Raw genomic sequence first — 19,156 nt, 5'->3', positions numbered from 1 at the left:
TGCACCATAAAATATTAAAGATTCCCTTTTTTTAACTCATTTACAGCAAAATCTACTGCTCTTGCTGTAAATGCCATATAGGTAAGCGATGGATTCACACAGGAAGAAGAAGTCATAAAGGCCCCGTCTGTCACAAAAACATTTTTAGCATCCCATACTTGGTTAAATTTGTTTAATACCGAGGTTTTCGGATCATTGCCCATCCGTGCTGTTCCCATTTCATGAATTCCCTGTCCCATACTAAACCCGTTGTCGTAGGTTGTTACGTCTTTGACACCGATAGATTCCAACATTTCCTTCATTTCATGGCTTGCATCAACCCGTATTTTCCGCTCATTATCCTTAATCTCTGCATCTATAGCCAGTACAGGAAGGCCCCACTTATCTTTTACAGATGAATCCAATAGGACTTTATTTTCGTGATATGGAAGTATTTCGCCAAATGAAGTAAAACCTACTCCCCAGCTTCCGGGCTCGGCGATAGCATCTTTCCAAGCCCCGCCTACGCTCTTATTATCGACCTTACCTGACCATTGTCCCCTTGAAGCTCCGCCTTGATAGCCAAAACCACGTATGTAATCTCTCTTCTTGGTATCGCCAGCAATATTAGCAAATCGGGGTACATATAATCCATTGGCGCGTCGTCCAAAAATATATTTATCCTCAAATCCTTCAACTCTTCCCCCAGCCCCACTATTTAACATGTGATCCATCAGATTATGTCCCAATTCACCACTGCTGCTCCCAAGACCACCTTCCCATACATCGGTAGCTGAATTCATTAACACCCAGGTGGAATTTAAAGTCGAAGCACATACAAAGACAATTTTAGCAAAATACTCGTAGGTTTGATTCGTCTCCGCATCAACAATTTCTACTCCTTTAGCTTTCTGTGTATCCCGATCGTAAATAATGCTTTTTACAATGGAAAATGGTCGTAGGGTAAGTTTCCCTGTCTTCACTGCTGCAGGCAATGTTGCAGACTGTGTGCTAAAATAAGCGCCGAAATTGCAACCCAGCCAACATTTGTTCTGGTATTGGCAATTAACACGGCCATGGTGGGGCACTGTTATGTTGGCTACCCGGCCAATTATAAAGTGTCGTTTTCCCTGATAATGCGATTTCAATCGCGCAGCAAGATCTTTCTCCACAATATTCATGTCCATTGGTGGCATAAATTCGCCATCGGGCAGCACCGCTATACCGTCTCTATTACCCGAAATACCCGCAAATTTTTCAACGTGACTATACCAAGGTGCTATATCTTTATAACGTACGGGCCAGTCAACCCCATGCCCGTCTTTGCTATTTGCTTCAAAATCAACATCCGACCACCGATAGCTTTGCCGCCCCCACATAAGCGAGCGCCCACCAACGTGATAGCCCCGGAACCAATTAAAGGGTTTTATTTCCTTATATGGACTTTCTGTCTCATTAGTCCAAAAGTCGATGTTCCCTTCGTTCATCCATTGATTTTTAATTCCAAAAGGTAAGTAGTGCTGGGCACGATCCAAGGGCACCCGACCCCGATGCGGAAAATCCCAAGGATCTTTGTTTGGTGATGGGTAATCTTTGATATGCTCAATATTGCGTCCTCTTTCTAACATGATGGTTTTAAGTCCACGCTCCGTTAGTTCCTTGGCTGCCCAGCCACCTGTGATCCCAGACCCGATGACAATTGCATCATAAACATTATTTGCCATTTATTTATAATTGGTTTATTTGGTTATTACTCGAAGGGAAATTTCCCTCTCAAATCAAGCGCCACAAAGATGCCTGACAGTTTTACCTTGTTTAAACGATCCATTCTTATATTTTCGAAAGCGTAAGAATAGATCGTCTAAACAAGTTTAAGGTTTTTTTTTGATTTTATTGCAACCGGTTGCAAATTTTTGTAATATTGTATTAAACAAGCAGGTAGCTTGAATAACCAAATTATAATAGTATAAACGACAGACTGAGCCATTTCTTCAAACGAATTGGAATATTGATCTGTTTTGTACATAACATAGTCTTTTTCAAAACACAATACATATGACAACAATTAAAGGTCCTGCTATCTTTCTCGCACAGTTTATCGGCGATGAAGCTCCATTTAACTCCTTGGACTCAATCTGCCAGTGGGCTGCAGAGCTTGGCTATAAGGGAATACAACTACCAACCTTAGATGCCCGTTTTATCGATCTAGAAAAAGCAGCGCTCGATAAAAGCTATGCACTTGATCTAAAAGCTAAAGTACAATCTTTTGGATTGGAGATCACCGAACTTTCAACCCATCTCCAAGGGCAATTAGTGGCTGTAAATCCAAGTTTCGATGATCTATTTGATGCCTTTGCGCCACAGCATTTACATGGTAATCCTCAAGCACGACAACAGTGGGCGATCCAGCAATTAAAATATGCCGTACAAGCTTCCCACAACCTCGGACTTAAAGCGCTAGCAACCTTTAGTGGAGCTTTTCTATGGCCATTTATATACCCTTGGCCACAAAGACCAGCTAATCTGATCGAAACAGGTTTTGCTGAACTTGCAAAATTATGGTTACCAATTCTCGATGAATGTGACTTGTACGATGTCGACCTATGTTATGAATTACACCCCGGAGAAGATCTCCATGACGGTGCTACTTTTGACTTATTTCTCGAAAATGTAAATTACCACAAGCGGGCAAACATTCTCTATGATCCCTCCCATTTTGTCCTTCAATGTCTTGACTACCTTCAATTCATCGACATTTACCATGAGCGAATTAAAATGTTTCATGTTAAAGATGCTGAGTTCAATCGTTCTGGTCGTCAGGGCGTCTATGGTGGCTTCCAAAGCTGGCAGTCAAGAGCCGGTCGTTTCAGATCAATTGGTGATGGACAAGTGGATTTCAAAGCCATATTTACCAAACTCACACAATATGATTATCAAGGCTGGGCAGTACTGGAATGGGAATGTGCATTCAAAAATGCTGAAGATGGTGCACGGGAAGGCGCGCTGCATATTAAAGACTATATTATCCGTGTTACTGATAAGGCATTCGATAATTTTGCTGCCGTCGAAACCAATGATAGCCTTAACCGTAAACTATTGGGTTTGTAATTACAAAAGATATCGTCATTAAAAAATCAACTTTATGCGCAATACAAAACTAAAAATGGGCATGGTCGGCGGTGGAAAAAATGCATTCATAGGGGCGGTACATCGTATGGCTGCTGGAATTGACGGTCAGATTGAATTATGTTGCGGAGCACTGAGCGCTGATCCCCTTGTCGCAAGAGAATCCGCCGCGCTTTTAGGGCTTCCGAAGGAAAGGAGCTATGGAAGTTACCAGGAAATGATTGTCGAGGAAAGTAAACGTTCGGCGGATGACCGCATGAACTTTGTCAGCATAGTCACGCCAAATTTTGCTCATTTTGAACCAGCAATGATGGCTCTGGAACATGGCTTCCATGTCGTGCTTGAAAAGCCGATGACTCTGACAACAGAACAGGCCGAATTGCTCCAACAAAAAGTAGCTGAAACAGGATTAATACTCTGTGTTACATACACCTACTCTGCCTATCCGATGGTAAAACAAGCTCGTCATCTTGTCAAAGAGGGCCAATTAGGTTCGATTAGAAAGATTATGGTCGAGTATCCGCAGGGTTGGCTCAGTAAGATGATCGAAAATGGTCTTTCTCTGGCCTTTTGGCGTACAGATCCCGAAAAGAGTGGAAAAAGTGGTTGTATGGGCGATATTGGAACACATGCTGCCCACCTCGCAGAATATATTTCAGGTTTAAAAATCACTAAAATGTGTGCCGACCTTCAAACATTTGTGACCGGAAGAAAACTTGAAGATGACGGCAACATATTACTTGGATTTGAAAATGGAGCCACGGGTGTGCTATCGGCATCCCAAGTTGCTGCAGGTGAAGAAAATGCGTTAAAAATTAGAGTATATGGTGAACTTGGAGGATTGGAATGGAACCAACAGGATGCAAATACACTCATCTTTAAACAGCTCGATGCGCCGACCCAGCTATTTCGTGCAGGTCAACAGTACCTTTCACCAATCGCCAAACACAACATCCGTCTACCGGCCGGTCACCCCGAAGGATATATAGAAGCATTTGCCAATATTTATAGAAATTTTGCAGCCACACTATTGGCATCTATGCAAGGTATAGATCCGCGAGAAGAAGATACTGATTTTCCTACTGTAGCTGATGGTCTGCGTGGCATGAAGTTCCTAGAAACTGTTATTGCCTCGGGAAAATCAGCACAAAAATGGACCAATTTCATTCGTTAGATATATAGTTACCACAAGTAGCCAATGTCATTTGCTCCCTGAACAAACGACATTGGCTGCTCACTTTAATTTTTCTGCATTGACTGAGACATCTGTTTCAAATATCCCTCATAGTTTGAATAAGGTTCCTTGATCCTACCATTTGGTTTCAGATAAAGAAATCCTTCCTGATTATCCAAAATAACATTAAAATGGTTCAGAATCTGATTTCCGAACAAGCTTGGTCTGCCATTAAGCTTGGCTGGATCAGCGGCATTCGTCACAATGTCTTTAAATTCAACACCAGCTATTGAAGCATCCAAACGGATAATCTTACGGTTACTGATCATGGTAAGCGGCTCTAGATCGGTCCAATTATGACCTATACCTGTAAAATCTTCCCCTAACAGCATCGTACCATCACGGCCCGTATCAAAAAGGAACCAAAAATCATAGTGTCGTTGGTTATGTCTAAAAGCAGCTTTAAACTTGGGTCGATTTTGCTCATAGAATACCGGAAGCTTTGTATATTTCTTTGCTTTGCCGGGGAGATCGCGATGAATTACCAATTCCATTTTGTCATAATCGATTTCAATAATGTGATTTCGAAAGAAACTGTTACCAATAATAAGATCTTCAAAGGACTTCATATTTCCGACTTCTGTCATTGACACATTTTTCCAAACCATCGGCCCAATACGCAATTGATTGCCTAGGCTTGTCCGCTCACTATTGATCCCATCGGTATTCACAACTGTCGTAAACGATGAAAATGATAAATCTAGCTGCTTTGAGTTATTTCTATTGACAACACCTGTCCCTGCTCCTAAATCAAACTGTATCGCAACATTTTTCTTGTTAATTGTTCCATTCAGGAAAATCCGTGAACCAATAAGACGAAAAGGTATTCGCATAGGAAACGCCTCGTTTCGATCCAATACGGGTAGGTCAAGCGGTAGTTGAGTCTTTATACGAATGTGACAAGAATCCGTGCCGTTCAATAGTACTATGAAATCATACATCGCTCCGGGTTTAGTCATAACAGTTAATTCCTCCTGATCTGTTTTGAAAACGACTGTACTTTCTTTTGTTGGAATATTCACGAAATAGACATCAGGGTCTGCTTTAGGGTCTAATTTCCAGTCGACATGGCAATAGGCGCCGTCTTTAATACCAGCTCTCTCAGATGAAGCTTTGATCAAAGGTATCTTATCTTGTGGAAAGACGTTTGTCATCGTAAAAAGAGAAAGAATAATAACAAAGATAGCCAAGGCAAGATGGCTTTGCTTTTTTTGATAGTCTGTTTTCATAATTTTGCTTTTTTTTCAAGATCAAAGAAAAAAAATACTAAAAGATGAACATCCTTTTGCTACCCGACAATGTCCCGACAGCTACCCGACAATTGTATAATAGTCGCTATAAAATACTAATATCGGGCAAAATCCGTGAATTATAACCTTTATTTAATCCGATCGCATTTCGCAGTATAACGATTATATTCATAAGGATCCAACATAGCGGAATAAGCAATTTCACATTGCTTTTAACACCTAGCCAATCGTTGAGTATAAAAATAACAAGCATCAGTAACACCGCGATTAAGGTAGATACGATCTGAATGGAGATTAACTGACGGACCTTATACGAATGCTGTTTTTTGAACAGCATGATTGCAATGGGCACCAAAACATTTAATGGAGGCAATATAGAAAAGGGTAAGGAAGAAAGGTTGATAATCTTGATCCATGTGAGATTTTCGGATTCAAGAGGCATATCATATGCAGAAAACTCCGATTCGTCCACATTCAACGCTTGAGCAAGTGCACGAAGGGTGTAGCCCTTTGGCGACTGCCCCGCTTCAATCCGCTGAATTGTTCTAACTGAAATACTTGATTTATGCGCTAGTTCCTCTTGGGTTAAATTGAGTTTCTCACGTAATGATTGTAATTTGTTCATAAACAATAGATCGATCTTACCATCAAATTTACAGAATTTGGTGGTAAGAATTCAGTAAATCTAAGGTTTATGGTTTATTGGGAATCTTAGCGTCCTGCTCGGTAATTGTCTGTTCCTCTTGTGTTAACGGGGCGGGAGGTATTTCGGTTACATTACGCTCAATTTCCTGCGTTTCAACATGCACGGCATATTGTGAGGGTTCAATAGGGATTCCCATTACAGTAGCATACTCCCTCGTGTAGATTGCACCAAAATATAAAATGGCTGCTGTGTAGTAGACCCAAAGTAAGATCAGCACAAATGAACCTGCCGCTCCATAGGTATCTTGGGTTGCAGAATGCTCCAGATAGACTCCAATTAAATAACGTCCCAATACAAATAAAATTGAAGTAAATAAGGCCCCCGCCCTTACTGTCCGCCAATGTATATTGACATCCGGAAGCGCTTTAAATATGACACTAAATAACAAGAATATAATTCCGAAGGACAATGCAAAGTTAATCCCATCCATTAACATCACCGTTATGTCCGGGAAATAATGCTGTAGCTGATCTGTCAATGCTAATATTACACCATTTACAATCAATGTAACAACTAACAAGAACCCCAATCCAATCACCAAAGATGAAGACAATAATCTATCCTGAATCAATTTTAACCAGCCTTTTTTCGGCTTCGCCCTTACATGCCAAATCTTATTGATCGAATTCTGTATATCCCCAAAAACAGTCGTTGCTCCTAAAATCAATGTAATACCACTGACAAGCAATGCCAGGTTTGACTTTCCCGAAAGTTGCAAATTCTGAATAACTTCCTGAATCTGTTTTGCAGCACTGCTTCCCACCAATCCACGGAGTTCCAAGAATACTTTCCCTTCAATCGCATCCTCACCATAAAAAATTCCGGCTAAGGCAATCATTAAAACCAATATTGGGCCAATAGAGAAAACAGTATAATAGGATAATGAAGCACTATACTTCATCGAATCCTCATTCAAAAATCCCGAGACCGTACTCTTTAAAATTCGCCAATAGGTTTTCACCATACTTTTACTTTTAGTTCGTTTATCCATGTTCTTGTACTTTGTACTCAAGAACAAACCATTGAGAAGCGAAGAAAGTTTGTGATTAGTGTGTTTTAATGCGAGTAGTCCACTATAGTTCCCTGGAGAACCAAGCGATTGTGGTCTACAACTTTCAGACTCACCGTAATATCTGAAGCGATAGTTTTCAATAATAGAATCGGTGATATTTTAGCTTCATTTGGCCAATCCGCCAAATGAACTGCCACATGGGATAGCTCAGCTGTCTTATTGTAAGCCACATTAAGTTTATCAATATCCTTTGACGTGGACAACAGACTAAATCCATTATCTTGTTTTTGAAACCATTGATAAAATAATTTACTGGGTAGGAACCTGCGCATGTCGCTATCTCCACGCATGGCTAATCTTACTTCGGGAACTTTCGTTTCGTAGGGTGTTTTCTCTTCGATCGTTTCGAAATTTTCGTCAACCGCATAATTAACAATGGTATCTGTTTGAATGACCTTATTTTTCAAAATTTCAATATCGACGTAATTTCCATCCAAATGTGCCATAATAGAATCAGCGGCTATAGGAAGTTCGCTAAATAGTTGTTTTAGCTGATTTTTAAGTTGACTATTTGGGATATTGATCCAAGCTTTACCAATGTATTTTGCGGAAACGAGTTCTCTAACAAGATATTCCTTCGGAAAGTTCCAATCTGTTGAGAAAAATTCGCCAGACACATCGACATGGTCTCCTTTCAAATCAAGTTCAATAAAATTATCTGTTGAAATATCGCTATAACGCAGTGATTTACCTGTCAATGTACTTGGACGGCTAATAAATTGCTCAATGGTAACCCGGTCTTCTTTTGATTGAATTAGCTGCAGCATTTCGTTCTTCTTTGTATCAAGATCAAAGCCTAGACTTAGCAGCAGATCATCCCCTTTCCAGATAAATGCGATTTTGCTCGGTTGATGATAAGCATAGCTCACATCAGGGGCTAAATTACTTTCCACCGCACCAACCTGTATCACATCTTTTAGAAAGTTCAAAAATTGCTGTTTATCCTTTAGCTGAAAAAAAGCATAAAAGTTTTTGGGGTGGGGCTCCAAAGCAAAAAGAAATACATTCGCTTTGATATCAATTCCATTGTCTTTGAGTTTACGTAGTTTTTTACCAAAATCTTGCCCCTCTTTCGGCGCTGACTGCCATTTATTAAAAAACTGATTCAAAAGGATATCATCCAATGATACGGTCAACAAAGCCTTACTTTTTTTATGAACCAATGATTTGTAGGATTCTTGCTGTCGCAGTATATATCCGCCCCAGGCGACAATCACCAAAAGTACGAGGACAGCTATCGTCCAAAGTATTATTTTTTTAATCATATCAATTGAATCAGTAATTTTTGGTTGTTTATCTCGTAAAGGCTCGCCTGATAGATCCCCCAAGCTAAAAAAATTAGATTTCGCAATATTGGGCGCCCTAAGAAAAACCTAGATTTGAAATTTTGTTCTGAAACATATTCTATTTAAAATAGATCAATGAATCGAAGACTGAAACGATGCTATCTCTTGAAATATCGTAAAATACTGGGTTTCAGCAATGCACTTGATACCTTCTATTTTAAATCAATAATAGCAAAAGTATCAAATGCCTGGAGATCTTTTCATCCCTGAAATCAGGGAATTGGGGAATTTAATTAGGTTTCCCGAATTAATCCGTATTCTATAGCCGATTTTACTGCAGCAGTAACACTTTTGGTTTGAAATTTCTCCATTAGATTTTTGCGATGGCTTTCTACTGTATGTGAACTGATAAACAATGAATCTGCAATTTGATTTGTTGTCATTCCTTGTGCTACGAAAGTAAGCACTTCTTTCTCACGACGTGTCAATTTTGGTACCTGCTTAAGCCCCATTTCCACCTTCTTGTTCAAGATGGTCTGAGTTTTTTCACACAGATATCTTCTTCCAACAAGAACAGCGGAAATGGCAGCAAGTATTTCATCACCATTTGCATTTTTCTGTAAATAGGCATTGGCACCCTCATTTAAAATGCTGTTGATCACTGCAAATTCATTGTGGACACTAAACGCAATAATTTTTAAATCCTTATTGCTTTCCTTCAGGCCTTTAACCAAATCGATACCATTAGCATCTGGTAGATTGATATCAAGTAGCAATACCAATGGCATATCAGTAGCAATATGATGGAACAGTTCAGTCGCACTCGAATACATGCCCACTACTTCAAAATCCTCATGCGCATTTATAATGTTTTTCAATCCCTCAAGTAGCAAAGGGTGATCGTCTGTAATCGCTATTTTTATCATTTTTCCAAAAAGTTAAATCATGGGTAATTCCAATTCTATGGTTGTACCCGCTCCATTCTCCGACATAATCTTCATCTCTCCTTGTAGAAATGAAAGTCTTGATCTCACATTGTGCATTCCTGCAGAATGCTGCAAATCGACACTTTCCATATCAAAACCCTTGCCATCATCTTCAATTGTAATATGTAAACGTTTATTATGTGAAGAAAGCTGTATTAAAATGTTGGCCGCATTAGCATGCTTCAATGCGTTATTCACCAATTCTTGAATAATTCTGTACAAAAAAATCTCCTGTTCCGTACTTAAGGTTGATTCAAATTGTAAAAATTCACATTCAACTTGACATGTAGATTGACTCATTCGGCCCGCATAGTCTCTTAAAGTTTCTTTCAAACCATATTTTACAATTAAATCTGGCATAAGATTATGTGCAAGCCTACGAAGTTCATCGACAGCCCCGTCCAGCAAATCAATACTTCGGTCGATCCCTTCTTTCATGGATTCCTGTTCTAAAGTATTTTTATTGATGGCTGATAATCCCAATTTGGTGCTCGAAAGTAAACCACCCAAGCCATCATGCAAATCTCGGGCAAGGCGGGTCCGCTCCTTCTCCTCTCCTGCAAGCATCGCAGTTAGATTTTTAATGGCATGTTGCTGATTATTCTTTTCTATTTCAAGTTCATGCAAATGTTCCTTATGCTTCAATGCTTTTGATCGCTGCCAATAGGCGTAAAACAACAATACGATCACGATCAAACAACTGATAAATAACCAGATATAGATCGAATTCATCCGTGATTTGAAAGCAATCTGTTTTTTGGAGACATCAAGCTCTTGTAAGCGCTGTTCATTTTCCAGTCGGCTTAATTGCAGATCCTGCTCCTTTTTATCGCGTTCAAGCTGTAATACTTTAAGTTGCTGGGTTCGATTCAATTCATTTAACTTCAGATTCTCCACCAGTTGATGCTGCCTATCATTCAATGCTTTCATCAACTTGATCTGCTGTTCCTTTTTCTCCCCTTCCAGTCGAAGCCGCATTAATTTTTGGTTTTGCAGTTCGCGCTCATACTTCAGCTCCAGCTGCTTCGTCTTATCCAGTTTGTCCGAATTAAATGCCTTTTCAAAGACGTCAATGTAGCTTTTTTGATAGTTGAAAGCTTCTTCATATTTTCCCTCTTCCACACTTACTTCGGCCAATCTGCTAAACAGGCTTAACCCTACCTGGTAGTCATAATGAGGCTCTTGTTGAAGATTATACAGTGCTTGCTGTAAATATTTTTTACCTTCCTCCCGACGTCCCAATTTAAAAGATTCATCTGCCAAGACGCCATATGCAGGTATTGTAATCGCATACTGGCCTGTTTCGGCGGCGATATTTAAGGCCTGTTTCGCATATGATATTGCTTTTTTACCGCCATTATCAGGATAAAACTCATGGTACAGATTCGCCAAATTAACAGAAACATACGCTAGATCAGTCGGATTAACCAGATTCTTCTCATTATTTTTTACCAAATTATATGCCTCAAGATAATGGTGCTCAGCTTTTCTCAATAAATTGCGATCTGCATTATTTGATCTATACTCCTCTTCAAATAAGTAACCAGCTTGCATGTAGGCATCAAATAAACTATTGATATTTTTCCCTTCCTTAGCCGTTTCCAACAAAAGCGATGTATACTTCTCCTGGAAATCATAGTTACGCTGATTGGCATAGATAGCTGTAAGCTCCTTATAAACCGCCAATTTTCGGGCGATATTTGTCTCAGTCTGTGGCGCCTTCTCCAAAAATGAAATTGCTTTATGGAACTGGGAAACAGCCTCATCTTCCTTATTCTGCCGTGTCATAACCCATCCATCACAATAATGGACATAACCCTTAATTCCATTATCGCTAACTATGGGGAGCACAGATTTAGCATGTTCTAAATAATAGCGTGATTTTTCAAACGCATGATCGTTGAAGCTATTCATGGCAGCAATACAATTCAAGTAGGCATAATATTGTTTGTCAGGATAATTTCTGGCCAACTGAATATTATCATTAAGCAATTGACTAGCCAGCGCTTTCTCATTATTAAAATATAAAGCCTGTGCATATTTTCCTGTTAATACAAAACGTTCCTTGCTTCCTAAGGGAAGACTGTAATATGATTTTTTTAACTCCTGCAGTTGTTCTTGGGCAAAAACAGTACAACAGAAACATAAAAAGGTAAAAAATATCAGTACCGATCTCCAAAAATTTTGAATATGCCCCATAAAAAAATAATTGCTCTAGCTATGTGAATTGGCCAAACTTAGATAAATTTACCCTTATACGCAATTCATTATCTCTAAAATAACTTAACTTCTCGCTGTTATTGACCTAATTAATCGAACCTTACCAAACAAAAAATTGTACCTTTGTAACAATGAAGTACATCTATCTTTTTCTTGCCATAGCCGCTGAGATATTTGCAACCACTTTCTTAAAGAAATCTGCAGGTTTTACCCTTATAAAACCTACCCTTATCTGTATTGTAGGTTATATCATTGCCTTCTATTTTTTAAGTATCACACTTAAATACCTGCCTGTCGGAATATCTTATGCAATTTGGTCTGGCGTTGGTATTGTAGCCATTACACTGATTGGTATGTTCTTATTCAAACAGATCCCCGATACAGCAGCCATTATTGGCATGGTCTTGATTGTCGTTGGAGTCATTATTATCAATCTATTTTCAAAAATGGGCACACATTAGCTGATCTAAGATCTAAATTTGTACTTTTGTAACTTACATAAATAAAAGGATACGTGTCGTTAGAGAAACTAAAACTTAGCAAAAGATTGACTGCTGCGATGACTGAACTCGGTTATCTGGCTCCAAAGGAAATTCAAAGTAGATGCATTTCCAGAATTCTTGGTGGACAGGATGTGATTGCCATCGCTCCGGAAGGTGCTGGCAAAACCACAACTTATGTCTTATCTACCTTGATGAAGTTGAAATTCACAACAGATGAAGCTCCGAAGTTTTTGATCTTGGCGCCTAATGAAGAACGTATCGACGAAATTGTTGAGAGATTCTACCAATTAAGCAAAAATAAAGATCTTCGCATCATTGGATTGCGGTCTTCAGGCAGCATGGAAGAAGAAATCGAAGAACTGGTCGATGGAAAAGACATCGTTGTAGCTACTCCAAATCGTGCAAGAGCTATCTATCTTAAATTGGCCTTGAATCTCAACCGTATTCAGACATTAATTATTGATGATGCTGAGGAGATTATCAAGCAAGGAATGCAAAATACAGTAAGGGAATTAGCCGAAAGCTGCGGAAAAGTACAACATTTGGTTTTCAGTACTGTTGAACACCAAAAACTTTATGACATGATCGACAATTTCATGAATGAAAATTGTGCCTCAGTCGAAATAGATGAACTTGAGAATGACATTGTCGATACCCTAGATCTACTATTATATCATGTTCCTAATTTCACAACAAAGATCAATTTATTAAATCTTCTGTTGCAGGATAAAGAAGTATTTCAAAAAGTAGTCGTCTTTGTGAACTCTAAGCTTACTGCACAAAAGTTGGCCAGCAGTTTGTTCAGTAGCAATAAAGAAGAAATTGCTATCCTCAATCCATTGTTCTACGATGATTTTGGCTATGACAACATGGAAGATTTCAAAGAAAATAGTCAATCTCGTGTCTTGATTATTGCTCGGGAAAATACAAACGATGTGGACCTTTCCGCTATTCCATTCATTTTTCAATTTGAGTTACCGAATGAAAAGGAGGAATTCTTAAATCATCTTGTTAAAAATGACGAAAATGAAGAATCGGTCGTGTTGACTTTCACAACAGATCTGGAATTACCAATGGTCAAAAAAATAGAACAGGCCGTCGGTAAAAGAATGGATGTTTTGGAATTGCCAGAGGATCTTGCGATCTATAATCACATCACCGACAAAAAGAAAAAGTCCAGCAAGGAGGAAGATAATAAAGAAGATTTTTCCCGTGGCGGTGCTTTTCACCAAAAGAAAGAAAGCAATGCCAAGACCTTTAATTATGGGGGGGGCGAAAAGGCAAAAATGACGATGAAAATGAAAAAGAAATAAAAATAGAAAAGGGAAGTTTAAAACTTCCCTTTTCTATTTTTATTTCTTTTGCTGAGGGATGTCTGCTAATCCAATAAATCTATTTCGTATACAAGTCTATCGATATAATAAATTCTGAACGCCAATATCGTGAAGGCGCCGTTAGCGGCAGCCTACTTTAGAATTTTCTTCAACAATTTAATATACGCATTTGCGATTCTGTCCATACCTTGATCATTTGGATGGGCATAGTCTACAGTTGAATTCAGATCCAGATTAAGCTCTTGGCTCGACAATAGGAAAAGCTGACGAATTCCTTTTGATTGTAATTTTTCAAACGTCGCTTTCAGTACCCGGCTGCTTTGCTGATATTCTGCATTTTTATCTTCATTAAAGACTTCGGCTATATTCCCCGAACTATGCTGCGTCAAAATAATAGGCGTTGTAGGATGTTCTTTTCTTAAAAATGTCACTGCATGGACCAACAAAGAATCCAATTGTGTTTCTGTTAACGATTTCGAAATAGCCAGATTGGGAATACAATCGAGAATATAGCAGGCGGCATCTTCTTGGTTCATCATATTTAAAATAGGTTGTTCGAGTCGACCATTTCCAGAGAAACATAAATTGATCACTTCGTGATTAAATGCCCTTCCTACCTGACTGGTCCAAGCCAAACCAGGACGGCTTGTACAGGCCCCCTGTCCAATCGAGGTTCCATAGACAACAATAGGCTTTGCCGCTGTGGTATGAGTATACGTTAATTTAGCCGTATTTGGCACACCAATCTTTAACCACTTAACTGTATTGTAGAGCGGAAGATATAAGCGGTAATTAAATTTTTCATTGCGCCCAATATTCTTCCACGTATAAGAAATGGTATCCGAAAAATCATAACTACCATAAGCCCATTTCCATTCCTTCTTTGCTGTATCATAAGCATAAAGATCCAGCCCACTAACACCTGTCGTGGGCATATGGGGCATATTTAAGCCTCCCGCAACTTGGTATTGAACTGTAATCTCAGGTGAAGAAGTTTGAAAGTCAATATAGAATCCGGCGCTATTCTTCCCCAGCTCCCATACAGGTTTACGTACCTGACTTTCCAATTCATCCGGAAGCCTGTTGAAGGCTGAAAGCTTCTGATTCTCCAACCGACCTTCCACATGCTTATCTTCTAGTGGAGAAAACCAACTATAATTCTCCTGCGCTTTGATGGCAGAAAAAGACAACAGAAAAAACGCTGTCAACGCAACTTTTGATAACATACAATAATTTGGCTTTAAGTTTGATATAATTGATTATAAAAAAGGAGCCTATTGGCTCCTTTCTATTGTGATTTATTTATTATACTATAAAATAGCTTGTCTAACTCGTACAAGTTTTTCCATCAAGCCTTCAAGTAAATCCAAATGTAACATATTGGCGCCATCAGATTTCGCATTTGCCGGATCAGGATGTGTTTCTATAAACAGACCGTCAGCTCCCACGGCGATTGCAGCTTTTGCTATTGTTTCAATTAAAGCTGGTTTTCCTCCTGTTACGCCAGAAGTCTGATTCGGTTGTTGCAAGGAATGTGTACAGTCCATCACTGTGGGTACGTTAAAAGCACGCATTTCGGGAATCCCTCGATAATCTACAATGAGATCCTGATAGCCGAATGTATTGCCACGATCAGTTAAAAAAACCTTTTCATTTCCAGATTCCACGATCTTATCTACTGCAAATTTCATAGATCCAGCGCTCAAAAACTGACCTTTTTTTACATTGACCACCTTATTCGTTTTTGCCGCTGCAACCAATAAATCAGTCTGTCTGCACAAAAATGCCGGAATTTGAAGAACGTCAACGTATGCGGCTGCCATTTCTGCCTCGTGGCTCTCATGGATATCTGTCACCGTGGGCACACCAAAAGTTTTTCCAACTTTTTCCAAAATCTTCAGCGCCTTTTCATCACCTATTCCCATAAATGAATCTAGACGGGATCTATTGGCCTTGCGGTAGGATCCCTTGAAAATGTAAGGAATATTAAGTTTATCTGTAATTGTAACAATCTTTTCAGCAATACGCAAAGCGATTTCTTCTCCCTCAATTGCACAGGGCCCCGCCATTAAAAAGAAATTCTGCGATGTCCCATTCTTTATTTCGGGAATGTATTTATTAATCATATAATTATAAAAAAATTAATTGCCAAGCTCCGATAAAAATTTGATTCGCATCAATTGGAGATCTTCATAACTGTAATCATCCCCTCCAAGTTCTTTAAGCGCATCATTAATTGAATCAGTCTCCGCTGTCTTAAAATAGTCGTATACCTCATCCTGGCGATCCTCATCAATAATCTCGTCAATAAAATAATTGATATTGATTTTTGTACCCGCATTTACAATCGTCTCTATTTCCTTCAATATTTCCTCATAAGTTATCCCCTTAGCTGAGGCAATATCATCCAATGCGATTTTACGATCGATATTTTGGATAATAGATACCTTTAATGCCGATTTATTAGCTGTACTTTTAATGACAAGATCCACAGGTCTATCGATTTCATTTTCCTCAACGTAGTCTTTGATCAAGGCAATAAATGGTGCTCCAAATTTAATCGCTTTACCATTCCCTACTCCCTGAATCTGTTTCAACTCATCGATGGCAATTGGATAATGTGTACACATTTCTTCCAGCGAAGGATCTTGAAAGATAACAAACGGTGGCAGTGCCTTCCCTTTTGCAATTTTCTTGCGTAGATCTTTAAGCATACCCAGTAAGACGGTATCTAAGGCTCCTGTACCGTGCCCTGCATCTTCCGAATTTGTGTTATCTCCCCCTTCGATTGGACGATTCAAAACAAATTTTAGTTGATAAGGATTATCCAAATAATGACGGCCAATATCTGTCAATTTTAAAAGGCCATAATGATCAATATCTTTTTGGATAAAGTTATCAAGCACAGCCTGTCTAAGCAAAGATTTCCAATAGATAACACCTTTCTCTTTACCCGTTCCGAAAAGACGGTGTTCATCATGTTTATAGGAAGATACTGGTTGATTATTTTGACCCATCATGACGTTGATCACGTGATGATCATCAAATTTCTCGCCCTGCTCCTGAATGAAGCCCAGTACATTTTTCAAGGAATCTTCTGCCTCAAAATATTCTTTCTCCGAGCGGCAGTTATCGCACATGTTACTGCAGCCCTGCTCGTCAAAATTTTCCCCAAAATAGTGGAGGATCTGTTTGCGACGACATACTGCAGACTCGGAATAATCAATAACTTCTTTTAAAATCTGTGTCCCGATCTCGCGTTCGGCCACAGGTTTATCTTTCATAAACTTGGTCAGCTTTTCAACATCTTTTTCCGAGTAAAAAGCCAAACAATAACCATCTCCGCCATCACGGCCAGCACGTCCCGTTTCCTGATAGTAACCTTCCATGGATTTAGGAATATCATGGTGAATGACATAACGAACATCCGGTTTGTCTATTCCCATACCAAAAGCGATGGTAGCAACAATAACTTCGACGTCTTCCATCAGAAATTTATCCTGCGTATCAGCTCTCGTTTTCGCATCTAGACCTGCATGATAAGGTAAAGCTTTGATACCATTTAGGTTCAGAACCTCACTGATTTCTTCTACTTTCTTACGGCTTAAGCAATAAACTATACCAGTCTTTCCCGGTTTGGTTTTGATAAAGCGAACAATCTCTTTAACAACATCTTTTTTAGGTCTTACCTCGTAATATAAATTGCTCCGATTAAATGATGACTTAAATAAAACAGCATCAGTCATCTGCAAATTTTTACGAATATCAGACTGAACTTTGGGAGTCGCAGTCGCAGTAAGAGCTATAATAGGAATATTGGCACCTATTTCGTTAATTACCTGGCGTATTTTACGATATTCTGGTCTGAAATCGTGTCCCCATTCCGAAATACAATGCGCTTCGTCAACCGCTACGAAAGACACGGTAATCTGATGTAAGAATTCCAGATTATCTTGCTTGGCAAGTGATTCTGGAGCTACATACAGCAATTTGGTCTTCCCGGCGAGTACATCATCCTTAACCTTTGTAATTTCGCTCTTATTCAATGATGAATTTAAAAAATGAGCGATACTATCTTCGCCACCGAATGCACGAAGCTGATCTACCTGGTTTTTCATTAAAGCAATCAGCGGAGAAATAACAATTGCAGTTCCCTCACTCATGAGAGCAGGAAGTTGATAGCAAATTGATTTCCCTCCTCCGGTTGGCATAATTACAAAAGTATCTCTTCGTTGAAGAATACTAGTTATAATTGCCTCTTGATCCCCTTTAAAAGTATCAAAACCAAAAAAATCTTGTAAATTGTCGAAAAGTGATTTTTCTATTTCCATTGCGCCTTGGGCAAAAATAAGATAGATAAATGAAGAAATAATCTTGAAAAATAATCTATTTTTGCAATCTATTCTAATACATAAAAGTAAGAGTATTTTTTGTGAAAAACAACTACGAAATAAAAAATATAGCTATTCAAGCTATTCAAGAAGAAGCCAAGGCAGTAGCTGCTTTGGCTCAATATATTGATGATGATTTTGTTACCGTTGTCGATCGTATTCTAAATTTGCAAGGCCGAGTTATTGTAACTGGAATCGGCAAAAGTGCTATTATCGCCCAAAAGATAGTTGCAACACTAAATTCGACAGGTACACCATCGATCTTTATGCATGCAGCTGATGCTATCCACGGAGATCTTGGTATTATCCAACAAAATGATTTAATTATTGCGATCTCTAAAAGTGGTAATACACCTGAGATTAAAGTGCTTGTTCCCTTTTTAAAACAGACAAAGAATGTATTGGTTGCTTTGGTTGGAAATACCGAATCCTACCTCGCTAAAAATGCAGACTATATCTTAAATACTACCGTTGAGAAAGAAGCTTGTCCTAACAACCTTGCACCAACTTCAAGTACAACTGCTCAGTTAGCAATGGGTGATGCGCTTGCTGTCGTTTTACAAGAGTGCCGCGATTTCACAGACAAAGATTTTGCAAAATACCATCCAGGAGGAGCATTAGGCAAAAAACTGTACTTAAGAGTCGGCGATCTATCCGATCAGAACGGCAAACCCAGTGTCCAACCGCAAGCCACTGTAAGTGATATCATCATCACCATAACACAGTTTAGACTGGGAGCTGTAGCCGTGTTGGATGCTGACCACATACTCGGCATCATCACAGACGGTGATATCCGTCGTATGCTGGAGAAACACACCGATTTAGCGACAATTACTGCCGCCGATATCATGGGGAAATCACCAAAAATCATTGACAAAAATGAATTGGCAGCCAATGCTCTCCATATTATGCGAGAAAATAACATCACACAATTATTGGTTTCCGACAAAGGGAATTATGCTGGTGTTATCCACATACAGGACTTACTGAAAGAAGGTATAATATAACTGTAATAAAGTTGTTAGATGTACAATAAATTGGCAATAAATATTAAATTTGGCATATCAGT

General features: G+C 39.0%; 15 protein-coding genes. 5 read left to right on the top strand and 10 right to left on the bottom strand.

Features of this window, described 5'->3' with window-relative positions; translation table 11 throughout:
• Positions 1–14: 14 nt before the first annotated feature.
• Positions 15–1,703 (bottom strand): GMC oxidoreductase, encoded by a 1,689-nt coding sequence (locus tag M2419_RS07650; RefSeq protein ID WP_182331902.1) that lies wholly within the window; start codon positions 1,701–1,703, stop codon positions 15–17.
• 331 nt (positions 1,704–2,034) lie between these two features.
• On the opposite strand from M2419_RS07650, the gene M2419_RS07645 reads away from it, so the two are divergent.
• Together M2419_RS07645 and M2419_RS07640 are read left to right on the top strand one after the other, a co-directional pair.
• A complete protein-coding gene (locus M2419_RS07645) occupies positions 2,035–3,087 on the top strand; it encodes a sugar phosphate isomerase/epimerase (RefSeq protein WP_182331900.1) in 1,053 nt (350 codons plus the stop codon).
• A 34-nt stretch (positions 3,088–3,121) separates the two neighbouring features.
• Positions 3,122–4,279, top strand: a complete 1,158-nt coding sequence (locus M2419_RS07640; RefSeq protein WP_153844655.1) for a Gfo/Idh/MocA family protein — start codon at positions 3,122–3,124, stop codon at positions 4,277–4,279.
• A gap of 65 nt (positions 4,280–4,344) precedes the next feature.
• On the opposite strand, the gene M2419_RS07635 is transcribed toward M2419_RS07640, so the two are convergent.
• The 6 genes from M2419_RS07635 to M2419_RS07610 form a co-directional block, all read right to left on the bottom strand.
• Complete coding sequence (locus M2419_RS07635) at positions 4,345–5,568, bottom strand: retropepsin-like aspartic protease (protein WP_159726507.1); 1,224 nt, start codon at positions 5,566–5,568, stop codon at positions 4,345–4,347.
• A gap of 106 nt (positions 5,569–5,674) precedes the next feature.
• A complete protein-coding gene (locus tag M2419_RS07630) occupies positions 5,675–6,214 on the bottom strand; it encodes a helix-turn-helix domain-containing protein (RefSeq protein ID WP_259254710.1) in 540 nt (179 codons plus the stop codon).
• A 67-nt stretch (positions 6,215–6,281) separates the two neighbouring features.
• On the bottom strand, positions 6,282–7,286 hold the full coding sequence (locus M2419_RS07625; RefSeq protein ID WP_182331898.1) for a YihY/virulence factor BrkB family protein: 1,005 nt from the start codon (positions 7,284–7,286) through the stop codon (positions 6,282–6,284).
• 65 nt (positions 7,287–7,351) lie between these two features.
• Complete coding sequence (locus tag M2419_RS07620; protein ID WP_153844659.1) at positions 7,352–8,632, bottom strand: hypothetical protein; 1,281 nt, start codon at positions 8,630–8,632, stop codon at positions 7,352–7,354.
• 314 nt (positions 8,633–8,946) lie between these two features.
• Complete coding sequence (locus M2419_RS07615) at positions 8,947–9,579, bottom strand: response regulator transcription factor (RefSeq protein ID WP_153844660.1); 633 nt, start codon at positions 9,577–9,579, stop codon at positions 8,947–8,949.
• A gap of 12 nt (positions 9,580–9,591) precedes the next feature.
• Positions 9,592–11,838: a sensor histidine kinase gene (locus M2419_RS07610; RefSeq protein ID WP_153844661.1), complete on the bottom strand. Its 2,247-nt coding sequence runs from the start codon at positions 11,836–11,838 to the stop codon at positions 9,592–9,594.
• 152 nt (positions 11,839–11,990) lie between these two features.
• Between M2419_RS07610 and M2419_RS07605 the strand changes: the two genes are divergently transcribed.
• Entirely contained in the window at positions 11,991–12,320 is a 330-nt protein-coding gene (locus tag M2419_RS07605; protein ID WP_153844662.1) for a multidrug efflux SMR transporter, read from the top strand.
• 53 nt (positions 12,321–12,373) lie between these two features.
• Positions 12,374–13,675 (top strand): DEAD/DEAH box helicase, encoded by a 1,302-nt coding sequence (locus M2419_RS07600; RefSeq protein WP_153844663.1) that lies wholly within the window; start codon positions 12,374–12,376, stop codon positions 13,673–13,675.
• A gap of 152 nt (positions 13,676–13,827) precedes the next feature.
• Here the strand turns inward: M2419_RS07600 and M2419_RS07595 are convergent, their stop codons facing one another.
• The 3 genes from M2419_RS07595 to recQ form a co-directional block, all read right to left on the bottom strand.
• Positions 13,828–14,922 (bottom strand): SGNH/GDSL hydrolase family protein, encoded by a 1,095-nt coding sequence (locus tag M2419_RS07595; RefSeq protein WP_153844664.1) that lies wholly within the window; start codon positions 14,920–14,922, stop codon positions 13,828–13,830.
• A gap of 84 nt (positions 14,923–15,006) precedes the next feature.
• The gene (gene kdsA / locus M2419_RS07590) at positions 15,007–15,822 is read right to left on the bottom strand and encodes a 3-deoxy-8-phosphooctulonate synthase (RefSeq protein ID WP_120334127.1); all 816 of its coding nucleotides are present in this window, start codon (positions 15,820–15,822) and stop codon (positions 15,007–15,009) included.
• A gap of 15 nt (positions 15,823–15,837) precedes the next feature.
• Positions 15,838–18,027 (bottom strand): DNA helicase RecQ, encoded by a 2,190-nt coding sequence (recQ, locus tag M2419_RS07585; RefSeq protein WP_153844665.1) that lies wholly within the window; start codon positions 18,025–18,027, stop codon positions 15,838–15,840.
• A gap of 101 nt (positions 18,028–18,128) precedes the next feature.
• Here recQ and M2419_RS07580 point away from each other — a divergent pair, with 101 nt between their 5' ends.
• Positions 18,129–19,094, top strand: coding sequence for an SIS domain-containing protein (locus M2419_RS07580; protein WP_153844666.1), 966 nt, complete (start codon positions 18,129–18,131; stop codon positions 19,092–19,094).
• The last annotated feature ends 62 nt before the right edge of the window (positions 19,095–19,156 follow it).

The sequence above is a fragment of the Sphingobacterium sp. BIGb0116 genome (genome assembly GCF_024808035.1).
Classification (GTDB): Bacteria; Bacteroidota; Bacteroidia; order Sphingobacteriales; family Sphingobacteriaceae; genus Sphingobacterium; species Sphingobacterium paramultivorum.
The sequence above is the reverse complement of the archived record's forward strand: the minus strand, read 5'-3'. Positions and strand labels throughout refer to the sequence as shown.